This is a genomic window from Arthrobacter sp. P1_C12_2 (assembly GCF_056406415.1).
Genome location: NZ_JBFUAF010000010.1, coordinates 92,585 through 116,399, shown reverse-complemented (window position 1 = coordinate 116,399; position 23,815 = coordinate 92,585). Strand labels below are relative to the sequence as shown.

General features: G+C 65.0%; 21 protein-coding genes. 9 read left to right on the top strand and 12 right to left on the bottom strand.

The features are described 5' to 3' along the window. Positions 1-150: 150 nt before the first annotated feature. The gene (locus tag AC1DZQ_RS12650; protein WP_476963849.1) at positions 151-1,356 is read left to right on the top strand and encodes a metal-dependent hydrolase family protein; all 1,206 of its coding nucleotides are present in this window, start codon (positions 151-153) and stop codon (positions 1,354-1,356) included. A 94-nt stretch (positions 1,357-1,450) separates the two neighbouring features. On the opposite strand, the gene galE is transcribed toward AC1DZQ_RS12650, so the two are convergent. The 3 genes from galE to galT all read right to left on the bottom strand — a co-directional run bounded on the left by galE (position 1,451) and on the right by galT (position 4,853). Further along, positions 1,451-2,464, bottom strand: coding sequence for a UDP-glucose 4-epimerase GalE (gene galE / locus AC1DZQ_RS12645; RefSeq protein WP_476963848.1), 1,014 nt, complete (start codon positions 2,462-2,464; stop codon positions 1,451-1,453). 68 nt (positions 2,465-2,532) lie between these two features. Further along, entirely contained in the window at positions 2,533-3,705 is a 1,173-nt protein-coding gene (gene galK / locus AC1DZQ_RS12640) for a galactokinase (RefSeq protein WP_476963847.1), read from the bottom strand. Then, a complete protein-coding gene (gene galT, locus AC1DZQ_RS12635; RefSeq protein ID WP_476963846.1) occupies positions 3,702-4,853 on the bottom strand; it encodes a galactose-1-phosphate uridylyltransferase in 1,152 nt (383 codons plus the stop codon). The genes galK and galT overlap by 4 nt, the downstream gene beginning before the upstream one ends. Positions 4,854-5,118: 265 nt before the next feature. Here galT and AC1DZQ_RS12630 point away from each other — a divergent pair, with 265 nt between their 5' ends. Further along, positions 5,119-5,394 carry a hypothetical protein gene (locus AC1DZQ_RS12630; protein ID WP_476963845.1) on the top strand — a complete coding sequence of 92 codons (276 nt, stop codon included), beginning with the start codon at positions 5,119-5,121 and terminating at the stop codon, positions 5,392-5,394. Positions 5,395-5,657: 263 nt separating this feature from the next. On the opposite strand, the gene AC1DZQ_RS12625 is transcribed toward AC1DZQ_RS12630, so the two are convergent. Next, positions 5,658-6,242 carry an HhH-GPD-type base excision DNA repair protein gene (locus AC1DZQ_RS12625; protein ID WP_476963844.1) on the bottom strand — a complete coding sequence of 195 codons (585 nt, stop codon included), beginning with the start codon at positions 6,240-6,242 and terminating at the stop codon, positions 5,658-5,660. A gap of 172 nt (positions 6,243-6,414) precedes the next feature. Here AC1DZQ_RS12625 and AC1DZQ_RS12620 point away from each other — a divergent pair, with 172 nt between their 5' ends. Next, the gene (locus AC1DZQ_RS12620; protein WP_476963843.1) at positions 6,415-6,717 is read left to right on the top strand and encodes a DUF4193 domain-containing protein; all 303 of its coding nucleotides are present in this window, start codon (positions 6,415-6,417) and stop codon (positions 6,715-6,717) included. A gap of 142 nt (positions 6,718-6,859) precedes the next feature. On the opposite strand, the gene AC1DZQ_RS12615 is transcribed toward AC1DZQ_RS12620, so the two are convergent. The 3 genes from AC1DZQ_RS12615 to AC1DZQ_RS12605 all read right to left on the bottom strand — a co-directional run bounded on the left by AC1DZQ_RS12615 (position 6,860) and on the right by AC1DZQ_RS12605 (position 10,464). After that, positions 6,860-7,285, bottom strand: a complete 426-nt coding sequence (locus AC1DZQ_RS12615; RefSeq protein WP_476963842.1) for a VOC family protein — start codon at positions 7,283-7,285, stop codon at positions 6,860-6,862. A gap of 392 nt (positions 7,286-7,677) precedes the next feature. Then, positions 7,678-9,375 carry a phospholipase C gene (locus AC1DZQ_RS12610; RefSeq protein ID WP_476963841.1) on the bottom strand — a complete coding sequence of 566 codons (1,698 nt, stop codon included), beginning with the start codon at positions 9,373-9,375 and terminating at the stop codon, positions 7,678-7,680. A gap of 81 nt (positions 9,376-9,456) precedes the next feature. After that, positions 9,457-10,464 carry a DUF6454 family protein gene (locus tag AC1DZQ_RS12605; protein ID WP_476963840.1) on the bottom strand — a complete coding sequence of 336 codons (1,008 nt, stop codon included), beginning with the start codon at positions 10,462-10,464 and terminating at the stop codon, positions 9,457-9,459. Positions 10,465-10,597: 133 nt separating this feature from the next. On the opposite strand from AC1DZQ_RS12605, the gene AC1DZQ_RS12600 reads away from it, so the two are divergent. Then, the gene (locus AC1DZQ_RS12600) at positions 10,598-11,770 is read left to right on the top strand and encodes a DUF2278 family protein (RefSeq protein ID WP_476963839.1); all 1,173 of its coding nucleotides are present in this window, start codon (positions 10,598-10,600) and stop codon (positions 11,768-11,770) included. A gap of 8 nt (positions 11,771-11,778) precedes the next feature. On the opposite strand, the gene ligD is transcribed toward AC1DZQ_RS12600, so the two are convergent. Continuing rightward, positions 11,779-13,014, bottom strand: coding sequence for a non-homologous end-joining DNA ligase (ligD, locus tag AC1DZQ_RS12595; protein WP_476963838.1), 1,236 nt, complete (start codon positions 13,012-13,014; stop codon positions 11,779-11,781). A 142-nt stretch (positions 13,015-13,156) separates the two neighbouring features. On the opposite strand from ligD, the gene AC1DZQ_RS12590 reads away from it, so the two are divergent. After that, positions 13,157-14,389: a low temperature requirement protein A gene (locus AC1DZQ_RS12590; RefSeq protein WP_476963837.1), complete on the top strand. Its 1,233-nt coding sequence runs from the start codon at positions 13,157-13,159 to the stop codon at positions 14,387-14,389. A gap of 23 nt (positions 14,390-14,412) precedes the next feature. Here the strand turns inward: AC1DZQ_RS12590 and AC1DZQ_RS12585 are convergent, their stop codons facing one another. Further along, positions 14,413-14,916 (bottom strand): MarR family winged helix-turn-helix transcriptional regulator, encoded by a 504-nt coding sequence (locus AC1DZQ_RS12585; protein ID WP_476963836.1) that lies wholly within the window; start codon positions 14,914-14,916, stop codon positions 14,413-14,415. 67 nt (positions 14,917-14,983) lie between these two features. On the opposite strand from AC1DZQ_RS12585, the gene AC1DZQ_RS12580 reads away from it, so the two are divergent. Beyond that, positions 14,984-15,625, top strand: a complete 642-nt coding sequence (locus AC1DZQ_RS12580; protein WP_476963835.1) for a lactate utilization protein — start codon at positions 14,984-14,986, stop codon at positions 15,623-15,625. Positions 15,626-15,700: 75 nt separating this feature from the next. On the opposite strand, the gene AC1DZQ_RS12575 is transcribed toward AC1DZQ_RS12580, so the two are convergent. Further along, on the bottom strand, positions 15,701-16,537 hold the full coding sequence (locus AC1DZQ_RS12575) for an alpha/beta fold hydrolase (RefSeq protein ID WP_476963834.1): 837 nt from the start codon (positions 16,535-16,537) through the stop codon (positions 15,701-15,703). 402 nt (positions 16,538-16,939) lie between these two features. Between AC1DZQ_RS12575 and AC1DZQ_RS12570 the strand changes: the two genes are divergently transcribed. Beyond that, a complete protein-coding gene (locus AC1DZQ_RS12570) occupies positions 16,940-18,757 on the top strand; it encodes a glycoside hydrolase family 15 protein (RefSeq protein WP_476963833.1) in 1,818 nt (605 codons plus the stop codon). A 59-nt stretch (positions 18,758-18,816) separates the two neighbouring features. On the opposite strand, the gene AC1DZQ_RS12565 is transcribed toward AC1DZQ_RS12570, so the two are convergent. Continuing rightward, positions 18,817-19,956 (bottom strand): amidohydrolase family protein, encoded by a 1,140-nt coding sequence (locus tag AC1DZQ_RS12565; protein WP_476963832.1) that lies wholly within the window; start codon positions 19,954-19,956, stop codon positions 18,817-18,819. Beyond that, positions 19,956-21,329, bottom strand: a complete 1,374-nt coding sequence (locus AC1DZQ_RS12560; protein WP_476963831.1) for a type I glutamate--ammonia ligase — start codon at positions 21,327-21,329, stop codon at positions 19,956-19,958. The genes AC1DZQ_RS12565 and AC1DZQ_RS12560 overlap by 1 nt, the downstream gene beginning before the upstream one ends. A 223-nt stretch (positions 21,330-21,552) precedes the next feature. Between AC1DZQ_RS12560 and AC1DZQ_RS12555 the strand changes: the two genes are divergently transcribed. Next, positions 21,553-22,713 carry a calcium:cation antiporter gene (locus AC1DZQ_RS12555; RefSeq protein ID WP_476963830.1) on the top strand — a complete coding sequence of 387 codons (1,161 nt, stop codon included), beginning with the start codon at positions 21,553-21,555 and terminating at the stop codon, positions 22,711-22,713. A gap of 658 nt (positions 22,714-23,371) precedes the next feature. Further along, complete coding sequence (locus tag AC1DZQ_RS12550) at positions 23,372-23,791, top strand: YciI family protein (RefSeq protein ID WP_476963829.1); 420 nt, start codon at positions 23,372-23,374, stop codon at positions 23,789-23,791. Positions 23,792-23,815 lie beyond the last annotated feature (24 nt).

Here is a 23,815-nt window from a genome sequence, read left to right as displayed (position 1 = left end):
GATGTGGCGGAGAATTTCCGAAGGCTTTCTTGCCGGGCGCTCCGATCCCGTGTCCTGGTCCCCGCGGTGCCGGTCTCTGGCGGAGGGCCGGGGCCATCCCACTTTCTTTGCCTCTAAAGACGGCGAAGAACACAACTAAGAGGAACCGAGATGGATTCTGTACTGAACCAGCCCCTGACTATCGCCAACGCCCTGGTCTTTGACGGCATCTCGCCGGAGCTTCGCGAGGCATCCATCGTCTTCGTCGGTGGGCTCGTTGCGGCGGTGGGAGACGTGGCGCCGCAGGGTCAAGTGGTTGACGCCGCGGGCAAGGTGGTTGTGCCGGGGCTGATCGACGCGCACTTCCATGCGTATGCCGTCGGGCTGGGAGGCATGGACGTGGAACGGTCTCCGCTGAGCTATTCCGCGCTGGTGGGGGCCAAACGGCTGGGTTTGGCACTGCGGCGGGGTTTCACCACCGTCCGAGATGTTGCCGGCGGCGACAGGGGCCTTGCCCGGGCCGTTGAGGGCCGCCTCATAGCCTCGCCTCGCTACTACTACACGGGTGCGGCTCTCAGCCAGACCGGCGGGCATGGCGACCCACGCTCGGCCGACATTGACATCTGTTTCAGCCACGGCCACATGTGTGACGTGGTGGACGGCATCGACAACCTGCGCCGGGCCGTTCGGGAGCGGTTCCGCACGGGCAGCCACGCGATCAAGATCATGGCCTCCGGCGGCGTGGTCTCCCTGACCGATCCGATCCGCCTTCCCCAGTATTCCGCCGAGGAAATCCGTGCCGTGGTTGACGAGGCGGTGCGGCGCCAAAGCTACGTGGCGGCACACGCCTATTCGCCGGAGGCAATCCGGCACTCGGTGGAAAACGGTGTCCGCTCCATTGAACATGGAAACCTGCTTGACGCGCCCACTGCCGCGCTCATGGCCGAGCATGGCGCGTTCCTGGTGCCAACCCTGGCCGCCTACGATGCCATGAACCGGCGTGGCGAGGCCTTGGGCTTGAACCCCGTATCCCAGGCCAAAAATGCCGAGGTGCTCTCGGCCGGCAAGGAGGCCATCGGGTTGGCATTGCAGGCCGGCGTCAAGGTGGGCTTTGGCTCGGACCTGATGGGCGATCTGGAAGACGACCAGCTGGTGGGCGTACGCCTGCAGATCGAGGCCGCGGGCGTCCTTGAAACCTTGCGGTCGATGACATCCGTCAACGCGGAGCTGCTGCAGAATCCGGACATTGGCTGCATCGTCGCCGGCTCTGCGGGCGACGCCATACTCCTAGACGGCAATCCCTTTGAGGATCCTTCGGTGCTGTGGGATGAAACCAGGCCACGGCTGGTTATCCAGGGCGGCCGAGCAGTGGTCTGAGCCGCCGGCAAATTTCGTCAGCCAAGCAGTTGGTTTTGGCCGGACGCACATCTTGCTCATGATCTCCCTGTTTGAAAGCGAGGGAGCTTGGGTTCTAGGCGTTGTAGCCGTGCGGGTTGTTCTTCTGCCAGCGCCAGTGGTCCTCGCACATCTCGTCCACGGTCTTGGTGGTTGACCAGCTCAGGTCGGCCAGGGCCGAGCTCGCGTCGGCCCAGAACGCGGGGAGGTCTCCGGCGCGGCGTCCGGTGAGTCCGTAAGGGATCGGACGGCCCACGGCTTTCTCGAAAGAGTGCAGCACCTCGAGCACGGAGGAGCCCTTGCCCGAGCCGAGGTTCCAGCGGAAGACGCCGGTCCGGGCCGCTACGTGGTTGAGTGCGGCGACGTGTCCTTGGGCCAGGTCCACGACGTGGATGTAGTCGCGCAGGCAGGTGCCGTCCGGGGTGTCGTAGTCGCCGCCGAACACCATCAGCTTCTCGCGCCGGCCGACGGCGACTTGTGCGATGAAGGGCACAAGGTTGTTGGGGACGCCCTGCGGGTCCTCGCCGATCCGGCCGGAGGGGTGTGCACCGACAGGGTTGAAGTACCTCAGGAGGGCGATGTGCCAGCGGTCGTCCGCCGCTCCGAGGTCGGCGAGGATGTCCTCGACCTGTTCCTTGGTCCGGCCGTAGGGGTTGTTGGCGCCGATCTCCATCTTCTCCACGTAGGGGATCGGATTGTGTTCCCCGTAGACCGTGGCGGAGGAACTGAAGACGATTGTGCGCACGCCGTGCCGGTCCATCGCCCGGAGCAGGCTCAGGGTGCCCACGAGGTTGTTGTAGTAGTACATCAGGGGCTCCCGGACTGATTCCCCGACGGCTTTGAGGCCGGCGAAGTGGATGACCGCGTCGATCGGTTGCTCGGTGAAGACGGCGTCCACGGCCGGCTCATCCACCAGATCCACCCGGTGGAAGGTCACGGGCGTGCCGCTGAACTCGGCAACCCGGCGCAACGACTCCTCGCTGGAGTTGACCAGGTTGTCGATCACCACCACTTCATGGCCGGCTTCCTGCAGGGATAAAACGGTGTGCGAGCCGATGTAGCCGGCGCCTCCGGTGACCAGAATTCTCATTGGGGCCCTTCGTGGGGGATTGGGGCTAGATTGCCGTGCGCTAGTGGGGCGGCCGCGCCGGACACGCATCAGGCGATGCGTGCGGCCCCAGCCGAGGGGGAGACGGTGAAGATTTCCGGCCGGGTGAATCCCGCCTCCGCGAAGGCACGGATGACGGCGTCGCGGACCTGCTGCTCGTCCTGCACCGGGGTAAGGGCGATCGCCGAGCCACCGAAGCCGCCGCCGGTCATGCGGGCACCGATGGCACCATGGGTCCGTGCCGTGCCGACGGCGAGGTCCAGTTCCGGGCAGGAGATCTCGAAATCGTCCCGCATGGAGGCGTGGCTGGCATCGAGGAAGGGGCCGATGTGGGCCGGGCCCTGGGACCGGAGCGTGTTGACTGTCTGCAGCACGCGGTCGTTTTCGGTGACGATGTGACGCGTGCGCCGGAACGTCGTGGCATCGAGGAGTCCGCTGGCCTCCTCGAGGTCCGCGACGGCGAGGTCCCGCAGGGCCTTGACGCCCAGGACTTCGGCGCCGAGCTCGCACGATGCGCGGCGGGAGGCGTAGCCGCCGTCGGCATGCGAATGTGCCACCTTCGTGTCGATGACCAGCAGGACGAGTCCGGCTTCCCGCGCCTGGAACGGCACGAGTTCCACGGACTGGTCGCGGCAGTCAAGGAAGACGGCCTGGCCGGTGGCGCCTCGCAGCGACGCCGACTGGTCCATGATGCCGGTCGGAGCTCCTACGAAGGCGTTTTCCGCGTGCTGGGTCAGCATGACCATTTCCTCGGCCGAGAGCCCGGCGCCGGTGAGTTCGTTGAGGGCGGTGATGACGGCGCATTCAATGGCGTGCGAGGAGGACAGCCCTGCGCCGAGCGGGACGTCGGATTCAAGGAGGAGGTCGAAGCCGGGGACCTCGATGCCGTGCTGTTGCAGCGCCCAAACCACTCCGAGGGGATACTTGGCCCAGCCGGTGACGGCGCCCGGCGCCACGGCAGCGGCGTCGGTCTCGACGAGCCCGTGGTCTCCGAACGTGGACAGCAGCCGGACGGTGGAGTCGTCGCGGAGCCGAACGGCGGTTCTGGCCCGCTTGTCGATCGCGAAGGGCAGGACGAAGCCCTCGTTGTAGTCGGTGTGCTCGCCGATCAGGTTTACCCGACCGGGGGCGGCCCAGACACCGTGCGGGGCCGCCCCGAAGGTGGCTTCGAAGCGGTGCGCCAGGGCGCCGGTCCCGGCGTCGGTGCGTGCTGTCGTTTTCATGCGGGGGCGCCTTCCATGGTCAGGGTGGTGCGGGTGGCGACGCCGGCCGGCTGGGCGGCCACTTCGCGCAGCCGGGCCGCGACGGATTCGGGGGTGGTGTCGTTGATGAAGGCCCCCATGGCGGCTTCGGAGCCGGCGAGGTACTTAAGCTTGTCCGCGGCGCGGCGGGGCGAGGTCAGCTGCAGGTGCAAGTGACCGGCCCGGCGCATCGCAGGCTCCAGCGGAGCCTGGTGCCAGGCCGCGATGTAGGGGGTCGGCGTCGGATACAGGGCGTCAAAGCGCTTGAGAAGTTCGGGGTACAGCTCCGCCAGTTCGTCGCGCTCGGCTCCGTCCAGGGCGGCGAGGTCCGGGACCTGGCGGTGCGGAACGAGGTGGACTTCCAGCGGCCAGCGCGCCGCGAACGGAACGTAGGCGCTGAAGTGTTCGCCCTCGAGGACCATGCGGCTGCCGTCGCTGCGTTCGGCCCGCAACAGGGAGGAGGTAAGCGTTGCCGTGCCGTCCGTCGTGGCGGAGAATTCGCCGGCCGCCGCGGCCAGCACCGCTGCACGCGGCGTCACGTAGGGGTAGGCGTAGATCTGCCCGTGCGGGTGGTGCAGGGTGACGCCGATGTCTGCGCCCCGGTTTTCGAACGGGAAGACCTGGCGGATGCCTGGCAGCGCGCTTAACGCTTCCGTCCGGTGGGCCCAGGCGTCAATCACGGTTCGGGTGCGGCGCCAGCCCAGTTCGGCGAAGGATCCGGTGTGCTGCGGGGTGAACGCCACCACTTCGCACCGGCCAACCGCGGGGGCTGTGGTTCCCGGGGCCGGCGCCGCAGGAATCGTGCGGGTGTCCGGGCCGAGCGAGGGGAAGCGGTTTTCGAAGACGACCACGTCGTAGTCCGGCGCCGGGATCTCGGTCAGGTTGGCCGGCGTCGTCGGACAGATCGGACACTGGTCCGCCGGCGGCAGGTGCGTTCGCGACTGCCGGTGGGCGGCGACGGCCACCCACTCACGGCTGAGCGCATCAAAGCGCAACTGGCCGGGCTCGGGGCGGACCGGAAGTTCACGGTGGTCCACAAGGGATGCGGCGGGCCGCTCCGCTGAGCCGGCGTCGTCAAAGTAGAGGATCTCCCGGCCGTCGGCCAGAGAGTTCGTGGTGATGCGTGTCATGTTCACATTTGTACACTAAAGTTCGATTAGACACAATAACGAACAAAAGGAAACATTTCTTGCGTGACGCTTGGTGCGGATGCGAAAGAATAGTATTTAGATCGTCAGGAGCCCGGGCAGCCCGGTTTTGCGCTCAAGCTAGCGGAGCGACCGTTCCTGCGCCGTGATTCTGGACTCCTTGGCTGTTCTGGAGGAATAGCCGGGGCTGCAGAGGTCTTATTCAGACTGGGGCGTCGACGACCGGCTGCCTCGTGAAAGGACCTCCTTGCCCATTCCCTTTATCCCGTTCACCATGCGCGCTACCGTCCGGGAAGAGCACAAGCGCTCCTTCCGCACCGACATAGAACGCCTTACCGGCGGCCATCGTAGGTGGGCGCCGCTGGACGTCGTCAAGTCCACCGACACCCAGGCGGTGCTGCGCGGAGCTATCGCGCAAAGCGTTCACACCGCCACCGACGCGAGCCTTGCCCGCTACCTCCAGGACCGCCTTGTAGCCGATGACGACATCTATCTGGATCTCACCGTCAGCATCGGGCGCTAACAGACGCCCACGTAAGCCCCGGACCATGCTGGTCCGGGGCTTTTCCATGTGATCGAAGCCCGTCGGAGCACGTCCCTTCGCGGCCCTTGAAGGCAACGTGCCCAATTGGCGCAGCAAAAAGTCAGGCGGCAGAGGCTGGGCAGGCCTTGCACGCTTGTCCGGTGAAGGACTCGCTTCCAGGCACTTTATCGCGTGTAGAGATCACCAGCTCGTAGTGCTCGGCCAGCGGAAATGGCTCGTAAAAGCGGTGCAATAGCTTTCGATCAGCGCTCGGATGCCTTCGCGGCTTTGATGGCGGCCTTGGCAGCCTGCTTGTTGGTGCGCACTTTTTTCAGTGACTCGGTGTCCACGATGTCGGCAACAGAGAGAAATGCGCTCTCCTGGCCATAGGGGCCAGCAGCCTCACGCCAGCCTTGTGCCTGGAGTCCGCACTGCTTGCCGAGTAGTGCGAGGAAGATCTTTGCCTTTTGCTCTCCGAAGCCGGGCAATCCCTTCAACCTGCGCAACACTTCCTGACCGTCAGGGTCGTCCTGATTCCAGATGGCAGTTGCGTCCCCATTCCAATCACGCTGCACGGTCGCGGCGAGATCCTGGACGCGGCTGGCCATGGAGCTAGGGAAGCGGTGGATGGACGGAGGCTCCTTGAAGATCTCAACGAATCCTGCCGGGTCATATTCGGCGATTGCGGCAGGGGCCATCGACCCGATGCGCGTCCGGATCTTTTCGGGTCCGGCAAACGCAGACTCCATGGTCACCTGCTGGTCAAGCAGCATGCCGGTGAGGAGTGCGAACGCGTCATTGCTGAGCAGCTGGTCGGCGGCGGGGTCGCCAGTGATGTGCAGTTCCATGCGCCCATCCTCCCACCTGTTCTGATCCGCGTCTTGGCACCTATGACAGCCGGGCATGCCRACATCATCCGCGGGGAAGCGAATGGGCGTGCGATCCCGACACGGGAATAGGAGAGCCGTGGTGTGCGTTGCATCCTCGTCAGACAAGAGAACCCGAAAAGAGAAAACCAAAGTGGCAACCGATTACGACGAAGTACGATCCGACGTCAAGGAGTCACAGGAACGCTCCTTGGAGGCGCTGCAGTCCGCCAACGCCCCGGATGCCCGCAGCGTCGTCCGTGAGCTGGATGAATCCGACGCACTGGACGAGGCCATGACCCCCGGCGGGGAGTTCGTCGCCGAGGAACTGATTGTTCAGGTCATTCCGCAGGCAGCGGACGAGTTCACCTGCTCCTCCTGTTTCCTGGTCCGGCACCGTTCCCAACTCGCGCGCGAAAAGAACGGCCACTCGTACTGCATCGAGTGCGAAGGCTAGGACAACCCCGCTCCAGCTCCCACGGCCGGGCACCCCACCGGCGTCACGGATAGGGTGCTCACGGGGAGGTCTGACGGGACCGCACTGGAACAACACGCACATCGCCACATTTCGGACGGCCTCAGGAATATCCTGGGAACAGTCACTGGATGCAGAATTCGTTCCCTTCCGGGTCGAGCATGGCAATGTGCCAGCCGTCGTCGCCTTCGAACACCCTGGCCAGTGTGGCTCCGGCCTCAACGCAGCGCTCGGCGTGGGCAAGGGCCAGGCGACGTCCGTCCTCCTTGGACTCGGAACCCTCGCTGACATTGATGTCCAGATGTACCCGGTTCTTCGCCGTCTTTCCTTCGGGAACCGGCTGGAAGAACAGGCGGGGACCTTTGCCTGCCGGGTCAATGACAGCGCCACGCCACAGCTCCTCCGGGATGCTCTGGTTCGTTGCGAATTCCGCCCAGCTCGAAAAACCTTCGGGCGGCTTCTGGAGGCTGTAGCTAAGGGCCACCGCCCAAAACCGAGTCATAATGTCGATATCGTGGCAGTCAAAGGTCACTTGGAATGGGTAGGACACGGGGCCGCCTTCCGTTTCGGATGCAAAAACTATGCCGTCCGCGATCCGGAGCTTCCCCTCAGTTTCCCGAGATGCCATGCGCCAAGTGCAACCGTCAGCAGCCCAGTTGTCAACAATTCAACTGGCACACAGAGTCCAGCGCCCGAATGGCACGCCGAAGACGATGTTGAACAAATGGGCTGCACCAAATAGTGCGGCGGACAGTGGCCCGCTTGCTTATGGGTGGATTATCGATCGGTCGAACCTAACATCCTGGTTGCCGGGTGAGCAGGGACCGCCCTCCGGAATCCACCGAGGCCTCCCAATTGATGAAACGCCACCCGGCAGCTGGCCGGGTGGCGTTTCCAAGGGGGCTGTTTGCCGGCGGTCACCGACCGGACTGCTGCAGGTGTTTACTTTCCCGAGTTGTTGTTTCCGTGCTCGGTGGAGGCGACGGCGCCGGTCTGTTCGTTGAGCAGGACCTTGTCGTTGCGCTGTTTGTCGAAGTTGAACATGGCATTCACCGAGCCGGCGGTGGCGTCGGCGGAGGCGTCGCCGATCTGGCCGGTGCGCCAGTTGTCCTCGATGAAACGCAGGATCGAGGCCTGGTCGGTCTGGGTGTGGTCCACGTAATTCTTCTTCGCGTAGGGGGAGATGACCACCAGCGGCTGGCGCGGGCCGGGGCCGCAGCGGTCAGCGTAGCCGCCGGCCATCGGGACTCCGCTGGCTGCGGCGTTCTGGCACCAGGCGTCGTCGTCGGGGGTGTTGGAGGCGTTCTTTGCCTTGGCGGCGACGTGGTCGTACCAGCCGTCCGAGTCGTCGTAGGCGAGTACCACGGCCGTGTCGTCCCAGTTCTGGGATTTCTGGATCTGGTTCACGGTGTTGGTGATGAAGTTCTGCTCGTCGACCGGGTCAGAGTAGGCGGCGTGGCCGTCCTGGAACATTCCCGCCTTCAGGAAGGACACGGCGGGCATGTTGTCGGTGTTGACCACCTTGTTGAACGCGGTGAGGTCGTACTGGTGGTTCGCCTGGCCGTTGTGGCCGATTTCCGCGTCGGACGCCGGTGCCAGGTGGTGCGGGTTGGCGGTGGAGGCGTAGTACTGGAACGGCTGGTGGTGCGGGGAGTAGTCAACGACGCTGGCGCCGGCGGCGTTCGTGTGGCTGGAAAGGCACGACGCCGGGGTGTCCGCCGTCGCGGCGGTGGTCGGAGTGAAGCCGCCCTGGAACCAGCCCCAGGACGTGCCCGTGGCGTTGAGCAGGTCGCCGATGTTTTTGCCGCTCATGCCGGCCAGGTTGCCGGTTTTGGCGTGGCTGCTGTTCGAGCAGTCGTCGTGGACCGGGTCCGGGTCGTTGATGACGGTGCCGACGCCGTTCGCATTCGGCTGGCGGACGGCGCTGCTACCGGCTGCCGGCGTAGCCACGGGCTGTCCGGCGGCCGTGTATTCGGTGGCCCCGTGGGTCTGGCCGGATACCAGATTCAGCGCGCCCGGAGTGGAGGGGCCGAAGACGGTGCTGAAGTGGTTGTCGCTCATGGCGTAGTTCTGGGCATAGTTCCAGATGCCGGTGACAGTGTTGCCGTCGTAGTAGTCCATAGTCAGGCCGGGACGTCCGTATTGATTCGGACCGCAGGCGTCGCGGCTGGTGAACTGGACGAACTTGTCCATCGCCCCGCCGTTGTAAGCCTTCTGCTCCGCGCCGTAGTTGTGGTCCTGGTCGCAGGTGACGGCCTGTGCCGGCGAGAGCCGGGCAGGCTGCGCCGAGTTGGGGTTGTTCGGTGCCAGCAGTCCAGCGGTGGACAGGGTGTTGATGTCCTTGGGGGTGTTTTTCGCGGCGGTGAAGGAGGCAGCCGCGGTGCCGGTGCCCTGCTGGGTTTCACCCGGGGCGTTGGCAGCATGGGGGTAGGTGGCGAAGTAGTGGTCGAAGGAGACGTTCTCCTGGAAGATCACCACCACGTGCTTGATCGGCGTCGCGGTACCGTTGTGGTTTCCGCCGGCGGAGGCCGGACCGGCGCCGATGCCGATCAGGCCGGCAGTCAGGGCCGACGCCGCCAGGGCTGCGGCGCCCGTGGCGGCGGCGAGGCGCTTTCGGGTGAATCGTTGTGGATGAGGCATGGGGTATCCAATCGTTCCTGTTCAGGGATGCCGGCGGCTGATGGCCGGCATTCGTATGCTGCTTGGGTGACCGGATTCCCGTTACTTGGCCGGGGTGACGGTGGCCTCGTAGGTGAGGACTTCGGTGCCATTGCCTTCGTCGCCGTTGTCGGGGGCCACCTTCATGGTGAGGTGCCCGCCGTCGGCGGTCATTTTGAACGGGTTGCGCGTGGCCACGTGCCCGGCGGTGGACCACTGCTGGAACGGGACGTCGCGGATCACGCTGCGGGATTTGAGGTCGATCATCGCCATGCCGCCGAGTTCGTAGGTGGCGCCGGTGCCGCCGGCCGCCGGGGTCTGCGGGAGGTTGGTGATCCCGCTGCAGAGCATCCTGGAGCTGGGCACGTATTGGCAGTCCTGGTAGTCGACGAAGTAGTTCGGGTTCTGCCAGGTCGAGAGCTCCTTGCCCTGCAGGTCCCATTCGGCGAAGCGGCGGGAGCCCCAGGTGTTGCCGACCAGGTGGCCGGTCTGCTGGTCCATCACGATGCCGCCGAAGTGGTCCTTCACCTGGAACTGCTTGTGCACGTCGAGGGTGTTCGCGTCGACTCTGTAGATGATGGCGCTGCTGTCGGGCCGGTACTGGGCCACGGGGATCCAGACGTTGGTGCCGTCGAAGTCGATGCCGCCCGGGTGGTACATGTCGCCCTCGCCCAGGATGATGTCCTTTTGCAGGTTGCCGGCCTTGTCCATGACGAACAGGTGGCCGACGCCCCTGCCGGGGGTGCGGTCGAACCCGTTCTGCGGGCTCGGGAACTTCACGGTCGGTTCGATGATCTGAACTGCCGAAAGGAAGATGTGGTCCTGGCTGTAGGCGATTCCCTCGGTGTGGTACGTGGGGAAGTTCAGCTTCAGCTTGGAGGTCTGCTGCCACTTAGTGTTCCGGTCAACACCGTTGAAGGCGTCGGCCAGAGCCGTGTTCCTGTCACCGTGGTTGCCGGAATCGGTGTTGTTGCCTGCGGCCTGGGCGGCGGCGGTGGCGCTGATTGCGGACGCGGCCAGGACGATTGCTGTGGCGGCCGTGAGGATGCCTCGGGTGCGAGTCGTGCTCATGGGGGGAGCCTCTCAAAGTTGGATCTCAACAAGAGAGCGCCACGTTACTTGCCGGTAATGAACCCCCGGTGCGGGCAGGTGAACGGCAGATGACCACAAGCGAACCGGCGGAGGCAGAGACAGGACATTGCGTATGTCTGGTGAAGATGCGGCGGGGACCGGTGTGGGGCCATTTGAGATGTTCGCGCTGTGCTTAGAATGCAGGAATGTTGGTGTGGGACGTGATCTCAAATCCGAAGGATTGGAGTCCAAAATGCCGTTGAAAGAATATGGAGTTCTTAAGGGGACCCCCATTAATCGTAGGTTGGGGTCCGGCCGCAATCCTCATTATCAGATCCACGTGGTTGACGACACGACCGACTACCGCATCGCAGTCAACGTTGCCTCGGCACTCAGCCCCTCGGAGGTTGAGTACCTTGTGGATTCTCACTTCGAGCATCCCTTCCTGGCGCAACTTGATGCACTGGAAACGGGCTGGCACCAACTCGAGTCGACGCCGGGCGGCCCGGCCTTCGATTTCATTCGATCCAATCTGTTCGACCCGCGCGACATGGTGCCGCTGCCATTCAACGTTCCCGGACCGGACAACGATCTGAACGAGAAAATCGACCATTATGTGCAGCGGGCGATGGCTGACGAAGACGCGTTGATCTACGCCTTCGGGGAGCGATGGGGGCCGGAGGAACGCAAGAAGGACAAGATCTTCGGATTCATGCCGGGCAATGGGGTGCACGATATCCACATGAATCAGGCGAACGTTGGCCGCTTCGTCGCGGACGACGGCGTCTACCAGGACGGCGCACTGGTCCTGTACTTTCCGCACCAAAACCAATGGGTGGGGATATTTCTCAAGTTCCAGTCCCAGACCTGGCACACTGACGATACGACGGGCCATCAGATCAGCTCGGAGGTCAGCGGTCCGCCTTCGGATTCGGGCATTTCGCTGCGGCCGTTTGATCCTGGCTTCCTTCCGACGCCGGAAGCACCCGACGGTGCGGTACGCATCGTGGGAGCCCTGGCGAATCCCGTGGTGTCTCCAGAAGTTGAGACGGTGACCCTGCTTAACACCACGGGCAAAACCGTGGACCTGCATGGTTGGCGGATACTCGACAAGGACAAGAACACGATGGATCTGTCCGGTTCGATTGAGGCGGGCGACACGGTTCGGATCACGCTGATACCGACGGTTGTGCTGCCGAACAACGGAGGCCAGATTACACTGCTCAACCCGGACGGGTTGCGGGTCGACGGCGTCGCCTATACCGAGCGGGATGCATCACTTCCCGGGTTCTCGATTGCATTCTGAAGGCGGGATTAACGTCCCGGCCACTCTTTGCCCGCCCATGGGTCGTAGTCTGCGACGAGCTCCTCCCGTGATGGCCGCTCATTTTCGGGGACGTGCTGCAGGTTCACTCGCACCCGGTACCAGAGTGAACTCGATCCGCGCATTCCGTCGACGAGTATGTCGGCGGGATGCAGGGCCGGGACGAGGTCCGCATGCCGGGTCTTCCATTCATCGAGCGCCGCGAGCGCCTCGGGCTTGGTCTTGGTCCGTGCCACCTCGATAAGCGGCATCACCGACTGCCTGCGGCCCAAGCCGTCGCCAGCGCGCGGCGGCTTTTCGGCGGGGCCGAGTTCGGCAGCCAAGGTGATGAGTCGGTCGAGTGTCCCTACCGCGTCGTCGATGCCGGTGTGGGGGTCGCCCATCACGGCGAAGCGCTCGAGCACCGTGGGCACCGTGAATTGTTCCGGCCGGGTGGAGGTAACCTCGTCCCAAGTGAGCGGGGTCGAGACCCGGGCGTCGGGCAGGGGCCGGATCGAGTAAGCCGATGCGACGGTGCGGTCCTTGGCGTTCTGATTGAAGTCGACGAACACACTCTCGCCACGCTCCTCCTTCCACCACCGTGCGGTGGCGAGGCCCGGAGCGCGGTTCTCGACCTCGCGGGCGAGGGTCTCGGCGGCGAGCCGCACGTCACGGTAGGACCACTGGGGCGCGATGCGTACCAGGATGTGGAGTCCCCGCGAACCGCTCGTCTTCGGCCACCCCACCAGTCCCACGTCGTCGAGCACCTCCCGCGCGACATAGGCGACGTCAACGATCTGCGACCAGTCGACCCCCGGCATCGGGTCGAGGTCGACCCGGAGCTCGTCGGGGTGCTCGAGGTCCTCGGCGCGCACGGGGTGCGGGTTGAGGTCCAGGCATCCAAGATTCACGACCCACGCCAAGCCCGCAGCATCCCGGATGACGGCTTCTTCGGCAGATGTCCCCGACGCGTAGTGCAGCGTCGTCGTGTCGATGAAGTCAGGGTGGTTTTCAGGCACGCGCTTCTGAAAGAACGGCTCAGCGCCGATCCCCTTCGGGAAGCGCTTGAGCACCATGGGTCGTCCGCCGGCGCCCCGCAGCGCACCATCCGCGACGGCGAGGTAGTAGCGAACCAAGTCGAGCTTGGTCAGCCCGGGCTCGGGGAACACCACCTTGTCCGGATTCGAGATGCGAACCTCGTTACCGGCAATGTCGAGGATCTCGGCGGGGGTCTTCGACGGGTTCATTCCGCCACGCTAGCAATGATCGGATGTCCCAGCCAGACCAGCTGTGCACCAGGCGAAATTGACCTGGAAAGTGCCCCGGGCCGGCCTCATCCGGGAATCACGTTCCCTCCCCGGCATCGAGTCATCGGAGTAGCCTTCATGCATGAGCCCTGCCCATCGGCTCGCACGCATGTCGGGGCGCGATCCGTCCGAGCAACACCGGACCTCGACCCCGCTTGAGTTGCTCTTCGACCTCACCTTCGTAGTGGGCTTCAGCGCGGTCTCGACGCAGACGGCGCTGCTCCTCGAGAAAGGGCACTGGTCGGCCGCGGTCACTGGGTTCTTCCTTGGGGTCTTTGCGATCAGTTGGGCGTGGGTGAACTACGCGTGGCTGGCCTCCGCGTACGACAACGACGACGTGTTCTTCCGTATCGCTACGTTGAGCGAGATGATCGGGGTGCTCGTGATCGCCCTTGGGATGCCCCCCTTCTTCCGCTCCATCGACGAAGGCCGTCATGTCGACAACGCGATCATGGTGAGCGGGTACGTGATCATGCGTGTCGCCGCGGTGGCACTCTGGCTGCGCGCGGCGCGGCATGATCCAGTGCATCGACGGGCCTGTCTGGCCTACGCGGCCTTTATCTCGATGGCGCAGGTCGGATGGGTACTCCTCATCTTCGCCTCGCTTCCGATCGGGACGACTTTTTTGGTCATCGCGGCTCTCACCGGGGTCGAGCTGGCGGGCCCGCTCCTCGCCGAGCGCAAGGACGGCGGTACGCCGTGGCATCCGCACCACATCGTCGAACGGTACTCACTGCTCGTGATCATCACACTCGGCGAGGTGATTCTCGGCGCTGTCCTCGCGATCTCGGCTGTCGTCGACCGATCGGGTTGGTCGATCGAGGTCGTGCTCGTCGCCTTCGGCGGCACTGCACTCGCCTTCGCGATGTGGTGGCTGTACTTCACCGTTCCAGCCGGGCGTGTGCTGGGACATCATCGCCGTCGCGCTTTCGGCTGGAGTTATGGGCACATCGTCGTGTTCGCCGCGGTCGTCGGCACTGGCGCCGGCCTGCACGTCGCGGCGGTCTACATCTCCGGTGAGAGCCACATCGACGCCACTGCAACGGTGCTCACCGTCGCCCTCCCAGTGTTCGTCTTCGAGCTGATCCTCGTGACGATCTACTCGCTCCTGCTGCGCACCGCCGACGGCTACCACATCTGGATATTCGGCGCGGCCGCGATCGTCTTGGCATCCGCCGTGGTCGCGGTGGGCCTGGGTGCGAGCGTGGGCGCCACGCTGCTCCTGGTCGCCGCCTCACCCGCCCTCATCGTCGTTTCATACGAGACAGTCGGCTACCGACACGAGGAGCAGGCGCTGAAGCAGGCTGGGGTCTGACACCCCCATCGCCGTCCGTGTACTCAACCAAATGTGCAGTCGACGATGACTTTTCCAAGGGCGGTCTCGAGAACGGCGAGTTCCTGATCGTCGAGCCGTTCGACGAACAACTTGGACACACCGCGAAGATGGACCGGGACGGTTTCCGCCAGACGCGCAACACCGGCATCGGTCAACATGACAACCACGCCGCGCCCGTCGCCGGCGACATTCGCCCGGCGAACCAGGCCCTCAGCAACTAATCTCGCGACGCGGCGCGTCAATCCCGAGCGCGAGATGAGCGTGCGGGCAGCCAGGTCAGTCATCCGTAGCTCGCCGCCCGCCCCAGCCAGCTGAGCCAGGACATCGAAGTCGGCGAGGCGCAGGCCGGTGTCCTCCCTCAGATCGGTGTCGAGTTGGCGCATGAGGGTAGCGTGGGCGTGCAGCAATGCGCGCCATGCCTCCTCTCCGCGCTGCCCGGGAAGCGACTCTTCGACAAGCCGGTCGAAGAGGGCAGCCACGGCGATCGGTGGGGAATTTTCGTCCATGTTCCCCAGTTAACTCCACAGGTATTTGCAATCGCAAGTACATCGGAGCGGTGAGGAGGACCGTCTCATGAGTGAAGTACAGCCCAACAGGACACTGAGTCGTGATTTCTCGGCCTCGGCCGAGGAGGACCGGGTGGCGCGAACCGCGGCGGCGCTGGAAGCGAACGGGATCTCGGTCCTTCGCGCCCCGAACAGCGACGAAGCCAAACGCATGGTCCTGGATCTCATCCCGGCGGGGTCGCAAGTACATCAAGGTGCATCGCGGTCCCTCGAGACTGCCGGCATCACCGAGGAGATAGAGAAGTCCGGCCGGTATAAGCCGCTCCGACCACGGCTCCACGGCATGGACCGCGCGACGCAGGCCGACGAGATCCGCCGCCTCAGCGCGTCGCCCGACGTCATGCTTGGTAGTGTCCACGCCGTCACCGAGACCGGGTCGCTGGTTGTCGCCTCCGCGAGCGGGAGCCAAATCGGCCCGTACGCATCCGGCGCCGGGAAGGTCATTCTCGTGGTTGGGACGCAGAAAATCGTTCCCGGCCTTGAGGACGCACTGCGCCGCGTCGATGAATACGCCTTCCCGCTGGAGGACGCGCGGGCCCAGGCAGCGTACGGCGTGCACAGCGGCGTGAACAAAGTTCTCGTGATCAATCGCGAGTGGGTCCCGGGCCGCATCACTGTCGTCCTCTGCGATGAGGCACTGGGGTTCTAGCCATGCCAGAGCGGACGCTGTGTGCCGGGGATCGTCGGTAACCGTCGGATGAGGATCTGCGTTGCGACTGGCCGCCTAGTCCGCGACGCGTCGATATCCGCCGCTGACCCAGTCGGCGACCAGCCGGCCGTATTCCTCTGCTGCTTCTTCCCACGCGAAGTGGCCGGCGTCGAGAGGATGCATCTCGCAGTTGGGGAGGAGGCCGTCCAGGTACTCGCTGTTAGACCACGGCACGAGGTCATCGTGGCGGCCCGCCACGATCTGGGTCGGCGTGGTGATGGACGGCAGCAGATCGTGCAGCACCGGGTTCTGCTCGGGGTAGGTCCGCACAAACCGCGCCGACTCTGCGAAGCGCCCGAGGTCGTAGGCGCTGACGTAGTCCTCGTGGACCTCCGGCTCGCTGGCGCTCGGGGCGACCGGCTCGACCGCGTAGCCGATATTCGTTCTGGCGTCGAGAGCGCGCACGTCATCGAGAGTCGGCGCTTCGATGATCTCCTTGAGCGCGCCGCCCGCGTCGATCGGAAAGCGGACCGCGCCGCCGCCGATGGTCAGGCTCGTGACCCGTTCTGGAGCCCTCGCAGCAAGGAAAAGCGCCGCGGCCGTGCCAACGTCCGGGCCGACGACGTGCGGAGCTCCCAGCCCCCATTCATCGATCAGGCGGGCCAGGAAGGCTCCGGAGCCGTCCGGGGCGATCAACTCCGGGCGACCATCTGAGTGGCCGAATCCCGGCATGTCGATGGCGACCACCCGCCCGACTTCCGCAACGCGGTTCCAGATGCGGCGGAAGGCCCAAAGGCTTTCCGGCCACGGCGCGAGCAACAGCATAGTGACGTCCGAGTCAGCCTTGTTGTCCGCGAACCTCACCCGCACCCCGTCACAGACTCGGAAGTACGTGCTGATCGTCAAACCCACGCCGGCACCCATCTGGGGACTCTCTCTTCGTTGAACCCGCTATCGGCCGGATCGCCCGCCTGATCTGCCCGGACGCGCTGCCTGGAGCGATCGCTCTAGTAGTTCTAGGCCTATCGCTCCAATAGTGTCAAGGCTGCGCGTTGACACATGGGAAAAGTCCGCGTGGCCGGGCACGCCAATGAGCCAGTTCCGGATTGATCGCGGGCGACAGGCCGCCCGCCGGCGGCTCTCCGTCGGCGGTCCGGTCCGAGGATTCCCGCCTCCGGTCTGGGCAGGCATACTGGGGTAGTGAGGATCGACGCCGGATCAGGGCCTCAGGGGAGGCGGCCGCCTGGGGCAGGCGCGAGCCCGTTCCCGCCGATCGCAGACTATGGGTTTTTGTCCGACTGTGAGGCCAACTGTTTGATCGCATCGAGCGGTCAGGTGGAGTGGATGTGCGTGCCGCGTCACGACTCACCGAGCGTGTTCTCCACCATGCTCGACCGCGCCGCGGGTGGCTTCAAGGTGGCGCCGTACGGCGTCCGGGAGCCCACTGCGCGCCGCTATCTCCCCGGCAGCCTGATCCTGGAGACCACCTGGCAGACCAGGACGGGATGGCTGATCGTGAGGGATGCCCTGGTGATGGGTCCGTGGCACCACACCGAAGAGAGGGCCGGCCGGTACCGCCGCCCGCCGACGAACTACGAGGCTGAGCATTGCCTGCTGCGCACCGTCCGGTGCGTCAACGGTGCCGTTGAGCTGTCCGTGCTGTGCGAGCCGGTCTTCGACTACGGCCGGCGCCGGGCACGGTGGGAGTTCTCCGGTCCCGGCTACGGGGAGGTCGCGACCGTCAACGGCGATGAGGGGGATCCGGTGCTGCGCCTGACTACCGACCGACGGCTGGGCATCGAGGACTCCATCGTGGTCATCCGCAGCCGGATGACCGAGGGCGAGGAGGCTTTTATCGCGCTCTCCTGGGGGTCGCTGCCCCCTCCGCGGACGTGGGAGGAAGCCACGCACAAGCAGTGGCAGACCACTGAGTTCTGGCGGCAATGGATCACAGGGGGCGAGTTCCCCGACCACCCGTGGCGGGAGGAGCTGCAGCGAAGCGCGCTGACGTTGAAGGGCCTCACCTACGCGCCGACCGGTGCTCTGGTCGCGGCGCCCACGACGTCGCTGCCCGAGGCGCCCGGGGGAGAGCGGAACTGGGACTACCGGTATACGTGGGTGCGCGATTCCACGTTCGCGCTTTGGGCCCTGTACACCCTCGGCCTGGACCGGGAAGCCGACGACTTCTTTGCCTTTATCCGTGACGTCGCCGCCGAGGACGACATGCAGATCATGTACGGCATCGACGGCGAAAGGGACCTTCCCGAGGTTACTGTCGAGGGGCTCGGCGGCTACGACGGCGCCCGCCCCGTCCGGATCGGCAACGCTGCCGCCCACCAGCGGCAGCTCGACGTCTGGGGCACGATGCTGGACTCCGTCTACCTTCACGCCAAATCCCGTGACCAGCTTCCCGAGCCGCTCTGGCCCGTCCTGCTCCGCCAGGTCGAGCAGGCCGCCGCCCACTGGCGGGACCCCGACCACGGCATCTGGGAGGTCCGGGGCGAACCGAAGCACTTCACCTCCTCAAAGCTCATGTGCTGGGTCGCCCTGGATCGTGGTGCCCGGCTGGCGCGCCTGCACGGTCAGGCTGATTACGCCCGGAAGTGGGACACTATCGCCGAGGAGATCCATGAGGACATCTGCCGCAATGGTGTCGACGGCCGCGGTGTTTTTGTCCAGTCCTACGGCGCGACGAACCTCGATGCCTCGCTTCTCCTTGTCCCGCTCGTCCGGTTCCTGCCCGCCAACGATCCACGCGTTCGCGCCACTGTATTGGCCATCGCCGATGAACTTACTCGGGACGGGCTCGTACTGCGTTACCGCCCCGAGCAGACCGACGACGGGCTCACCGGCGTCGAGGGGACCTTTACGACCTGCTCGTTCTGGCTCGTCTCAGCCCTCGTCGAGATCGGCGACGTGGTACGCGCCAAGGCACTGTGCGAACGTCTGCTGTCCCTCGCCAGTCCCTTGGGCCTCTACGCTGAGGAGCTGGATCCGGTGAGCGGCCGTCACCTCGGCAACTTCCCACAGGCGTTCACCCACCTGGCCCTCATCAACGCGCTCGTGCACCTCATCCGTGCCGAAGAAACCAACCGCGCGGCGCAGTTCGCCCCGGCACACCGCACCACCTGAGGACCTCGAGACCCAGCCCGACAAAATGCGCCGTCATCTTCCGGGCCCGGTTCTGGTCGCTACGGCAGCCCGTAGACCCTTCGGGCGTTCTCCCGCGCGACAAGCTCCACAACGCGGCGGGCATCGGCCTCCGACCACTCGTCATCGTCGATCCACCGGCCGAAGATTGCTCTGATCGCGTTGCGCCACAGCCGCGCGCCGAGATAGTGGAGCTCAGCCGGGCCGATGGCATCGGACGAGTAGAGGATTTTAGTGAATGGGGCGAGTTCGAACGAGCGCGCGATGACGCTCCGGCTTCGGACGCCGACGTGGTTCACCGCCAGGCCGACGTCGAGGTAGACGTTGTCGAAGGCCTGGGCGAGATAGCCGGCCTCACGCTCGAACGGGTAGCAGTGCAGGAGCAGGACGGGGACCTTGCTGGCTTCCACCGACCGGAGAAGGTCGAGCAGAAGCAACGGGTTCGCCCGGTCAAGGTCCAGCTCCCGGTCCCCGAACCCGACGTGGAGCTGGAGTGGAAGCCCGAGCGAGATGGCGCAGTGCAGGCCGAAACAGATGAGGGTGAGGTCATCAAGTCGCACCGGCCCACCGGACCCGATCCGCTGCTGCCACCGCCTGGCGGACTCAGCCACCTGGCGGTCGGTCGGCCGACCAAGGTCGTGATTGAAGCCGGCCCGATAGGCCAGAACCGACTTCGCCGCCACGACAATAGGAGGATGGTTGGCCAGCAGCCCGGTGAACGCGTCCACGTAGTCGCCCGGATCCAGATCCGATTGGATCAGGGTTTCGGCGAGGGTTTCCAGGCGTACGATCTCGTGGACCGGGGCCCCGGAAATTTCCGCCATCCCGGGTGGATCGAGCATGGACCCGGTCGTGAATCCGGTATCGACTAGCCAGTGACTCACTCCGGCGGCCCGAGTCATCCGCCGGCTGATTTCCAGTTCGCCGAGTTCGCTGCGTCGCCGCCAGTAGAGCTCGGCCGTGACGTGCCGGGGCAAGTCGATGATCTCGGCGCACCAGCGGCGAAGGGCGAAACCCAGCTGGGAGTCGTAGGCCGCCGACGGTTCGGCGAGGAGTTCGCTGTTGCCCTCGTTTAGCGAATTCTGAAAGCGTATTTCGTCGCCGTCGACCCCATACGCGCCGTGCACGTGATGGTCGATGAGCCGTACGTCTTCGACAAATCCGGCGAACGACTCGCCCATCAGATCGACCAGGCAAGGCGGAAAAGGACCGCGAGTTCCTTGGGGTCCGTGGCCCCGTACGTCTCCTGCTCATGGCGCCGCACCGCAACGGTGGCGTCGACCACCTCGTTGCCCAGCAGCCTCCGGGCGTACGCGGAGTTGTCCAGGGTCGTGATGATGGCCGCCGGCGAGTCCGAGACGGTGCGGATCCCTGCGGCCTGCCTTTCCGCCGCGGTGAGGCGGCTTGGGTCGCCGGCAACTTCATCGGGCAGGCGGCTGCCACTGCTGATGCCCTCAAGCGCGAGGGCCAGGATGGCGGCGGAGGCCAGGTACACGTTGGCGGACGCGTCGATGACTTTGACTTCGACGCTGGCTCCGTGGGGGTTGCTCACGCCGCCTTCGACGAAACGGACGGACGCTTCACGGTTTTCCAGGCCCCAACACAAGGAGGCACCGGACCATGCTCCGGGCGCAAGCCTGATGCCGGACAGGATGGAACCGGTGAGCAGTCCCTGCACCTCGGACAGCCCTTGGATGATGCCGCCGATCGCGGCCCCGCCCTCCTCGGTGATGCCGTACGGACCGGCATCGCCGCTGAAGAGGGGTGCCCCGCCACGGGAAAGGGAGAAATGCTGGTGGGCGCCATTGCCGACTGAGCCGGGGAAGGGGGCGGGGGAGAAGGAGGCCTGCAGCTTGTGTGCACGGGCGACCCTGCCGACAATGATCTTTGCCAGCACCACGGTGTCCGCTGCCGCGAGCGGATCCCCCGGGGCAAGGGAGACCTCAAACTGGTTGCGGCCGTATTCCGCGTGAAGCTGTTCAACCTGGGCACCGGAATCCCTCATGGCGGCCAGCAGCTCGGTGAGGAACTGCTCCCGGTCAAGCAAACCGGTCAGCCCATACGGAGCCCAGGGGGCGTCGTCGAGCGCCGTGCCGTCGGCGGCGACGAGCACGAACTCCAGCTCGTGGCCCACGAGTGCCCGGTAGCCGGCGTTCCCCGCCCGCTCCTGGACACGGGCCAGCGTGCCACGCGCACAGGCCGGATCCCGGCTCCCATCCTGAAGGAACATATCCGCGGGAGCCCACGCCAGGCCTCCGCCGAGACTGCGCAACCCGTGGGGATCGATCCTCAGGCGCAGGTCGCCAACAGCACTGATGCTGTCGGTGAACGCGATTTCGCCGTCGATGCAAAACACGTGCCAGACCGGTGCGGCACCCATGCCGGCCCGGTGGAAGGAGCTGAGCCGGGTCACCGGGACGCTCTTGGCAAGGGTGATTCCGGCCGCGTTCACCATTGATCCGATGACCAGACGAACGCCGGCCTCTTGGAGCCGGTCCGCTGCCGGATCCAGGTCGGTCGCGTCTAGGGCCGGGAAACCCGAACCATCGCTCATAGGGATATTCTGCACCTTCGCCGCGAGCAAGCGGGCACAACAGGAGCGATCCAGCCTATGTTGGTGCCGTATCGGTGATCTCATTCTTGCATCGGACACCCGGGCCGTGAGTGCCCTGAAGTAGCATGTACGGCAGAGTGTGAAACCAGCGCTACGGACGAGACGGGACGGCCCGTCCGTTTCGATCGACACGGGGACGGCCCCGTGGAATGGGGCCCAACCCGTGTTTTCCTCTACTGCGCGATCGATTGTCACGCCCGTCGCCATTGCGCGCCTCGTGGTTGGCTGGGGCGCCGTCGTCGGATTGGCGTTTGCCGGGCCCCTGCTAGAGCCGCCCGTTCCCACGCCGCTGCTGGTCACTGCACTCGTGGTCATCGTCGGTGTCGTTCTAGTCTGCGCCTTCGGGGTGGTCCACGAGGCCGAACACCTCGCCCACCGACTTGGTGATCCCTACGGCTCCCTGGTCCTCACTCTTTCGATCGTGCTGATCGAGGTGGTGCTCATTTCCGCCGTCATGCTGGGGCCCGGGGAGCACACCACCATCGCACGGGACTCGGTGATGGCCGTATCGATGATTATTCTCAATGCGGTGATCGGGCTCTGTCTGCTCGTCGGGGCGATCAAGCACGGCAATCTGGGGCACAACCGCACTGGCACCTCCGCCTATCTCGCCCTGCTCGTCGTTCTCGTCTCGCTGGCCTTTGCCCTGCCGGCCCTGATTGGGAGTAACGGCTCCTTCACGCCGGGGCAGGAGATCCCCATCATCGTGCTGACCCTCGCCCTTTACACCTTCTTCCTCTACCGGCAGATGGGCAGGCAAGCCGAGGACTTCCGGGAAGTCGAACCACGCTTGTCCGCCGATACGGGCATACATGGCAGTGTCGCCTCCGAGCAGAGCCGCCGCAGCATCACCCAGGTCATCGCCGAGCATCGTGCCGAGGTATTGCTGCGGATTGCGCTGCTGATCGTGACCGTCCTGCCCATCGTGCTGCTCTCGCACGACATGGCCACGCTCCTGGACGACGGGCTCGAACGCGTCGGTGCGCCGGTGGCGCTTTCTGGCATTTTGATCGCCATGATTGTTTTCTTGCCCGAGTCGATCACGTCAGTGCGCGCAGCGCTGCAAGGCGAGATTCAGCGTGTCAGCAATCTATGTCATGGCGCCCTTGTCTCCACGGTTGGCCTGACCATTCCTGCCGTCCTCATTGTCGGCAGCCTCACCGGTCAAGCCGTCGTGCTAGCGGAGTCCCCGGCCGACCTGTTACTCCTCGGCGTCACGTTGATATTGTCGGTGACGACGCTTGCGTCCAAGAAGGTGACAGCGGTGCACGGCGCAGCCCATCTCGTGGTCTTCGCGGTCTACGGCATCGCCGTATTCTCCTGAGCCGCGCCGGGCCGGCGAGGCAGCAAAGCCAGGCCTGGCGATTCCAGTCCTGGTTCGTGTTTTAGCTGATGGCTATCGGTCTATCTGCCCACGAGGTGGCACTCGCGTATGTCGGCGCCTGAGTCGAGATTTCGGATCCCCTGTGGCTGGTCCTCTTATCCTCATGACTGACATTGCTTCCTGAGCCTAAGGACGATTTGCACTAAGCGGTGGGTTCTTCCAGGTTTCGGCGGCTTGCCCAGTCTCCTTGGGCAGCCTTTCGAGGTCCTCGCCCAGGCCTGCAAAAATCTCCGACTTGTTCTTGCGAAGGTGTTGGGCCAGGAGCAGACCGCCGACTATGGCAGCGACCAGGCCAAGAGGCCAATGCCTGGCGCAGGCAGTGTCGCCCACAGTCGCCGGTCCCGGGTTTTCGCCGGAATCGTCGGTGGAGAAGGGCGCGAGGCTCAAACTATCGGCACCGACTCACGGCTAGCAAAGGATCCTCCGGAAGCGACTTTCCGGGGGACCTTCTGTCCCTCCACCAGGTCAGCCCGGCTGTCTGGAGGCTGCCTCAACAAGGAGCAAAGAATTTTCCAGCCCCGTGTCGATTTCCCCTCGCGCCGTCCGACCTGTGGGTGAGAAGGTCGAAGGGCGGCCTTCCACAACCTAGGAGATAGAAATGGCAAAGTACATGTTAATCATGCGCGGAACCGACGAGTCATACGCCAACCTTGGGAAGGCCGACTTTAACGAAATCCTTGAGACCATGGGCAAATTCAATGACGAATTGATCCGCGCTGGAGTCCTGCTGGCAGCCGAGGGCCTGGATGATCCGAAGGAGGGCGTCGTGGTGGACTTTACCGGCGAATCCCCGGTGGTCACTGACGGGCCCTACGGTGAAACCAAGGAGCTGTTCGGCGGTTACTACATCCTCGATGTCGCATCGAAGCTGGAAGCCGTCGAGTGGGCCAAGCGGGCTCCCCTCACGGCGGGTACGAAGACCGAGATCCGCCGTGTGCCCGCCATCGACGAGTTCCCGCAGGACAACGAATGGATCCAGAAGGAACGCGCGTGGCGCGAGCAGACCGGACAGCTCTGAACCGGCCGGCTCTGACCCGGCCGG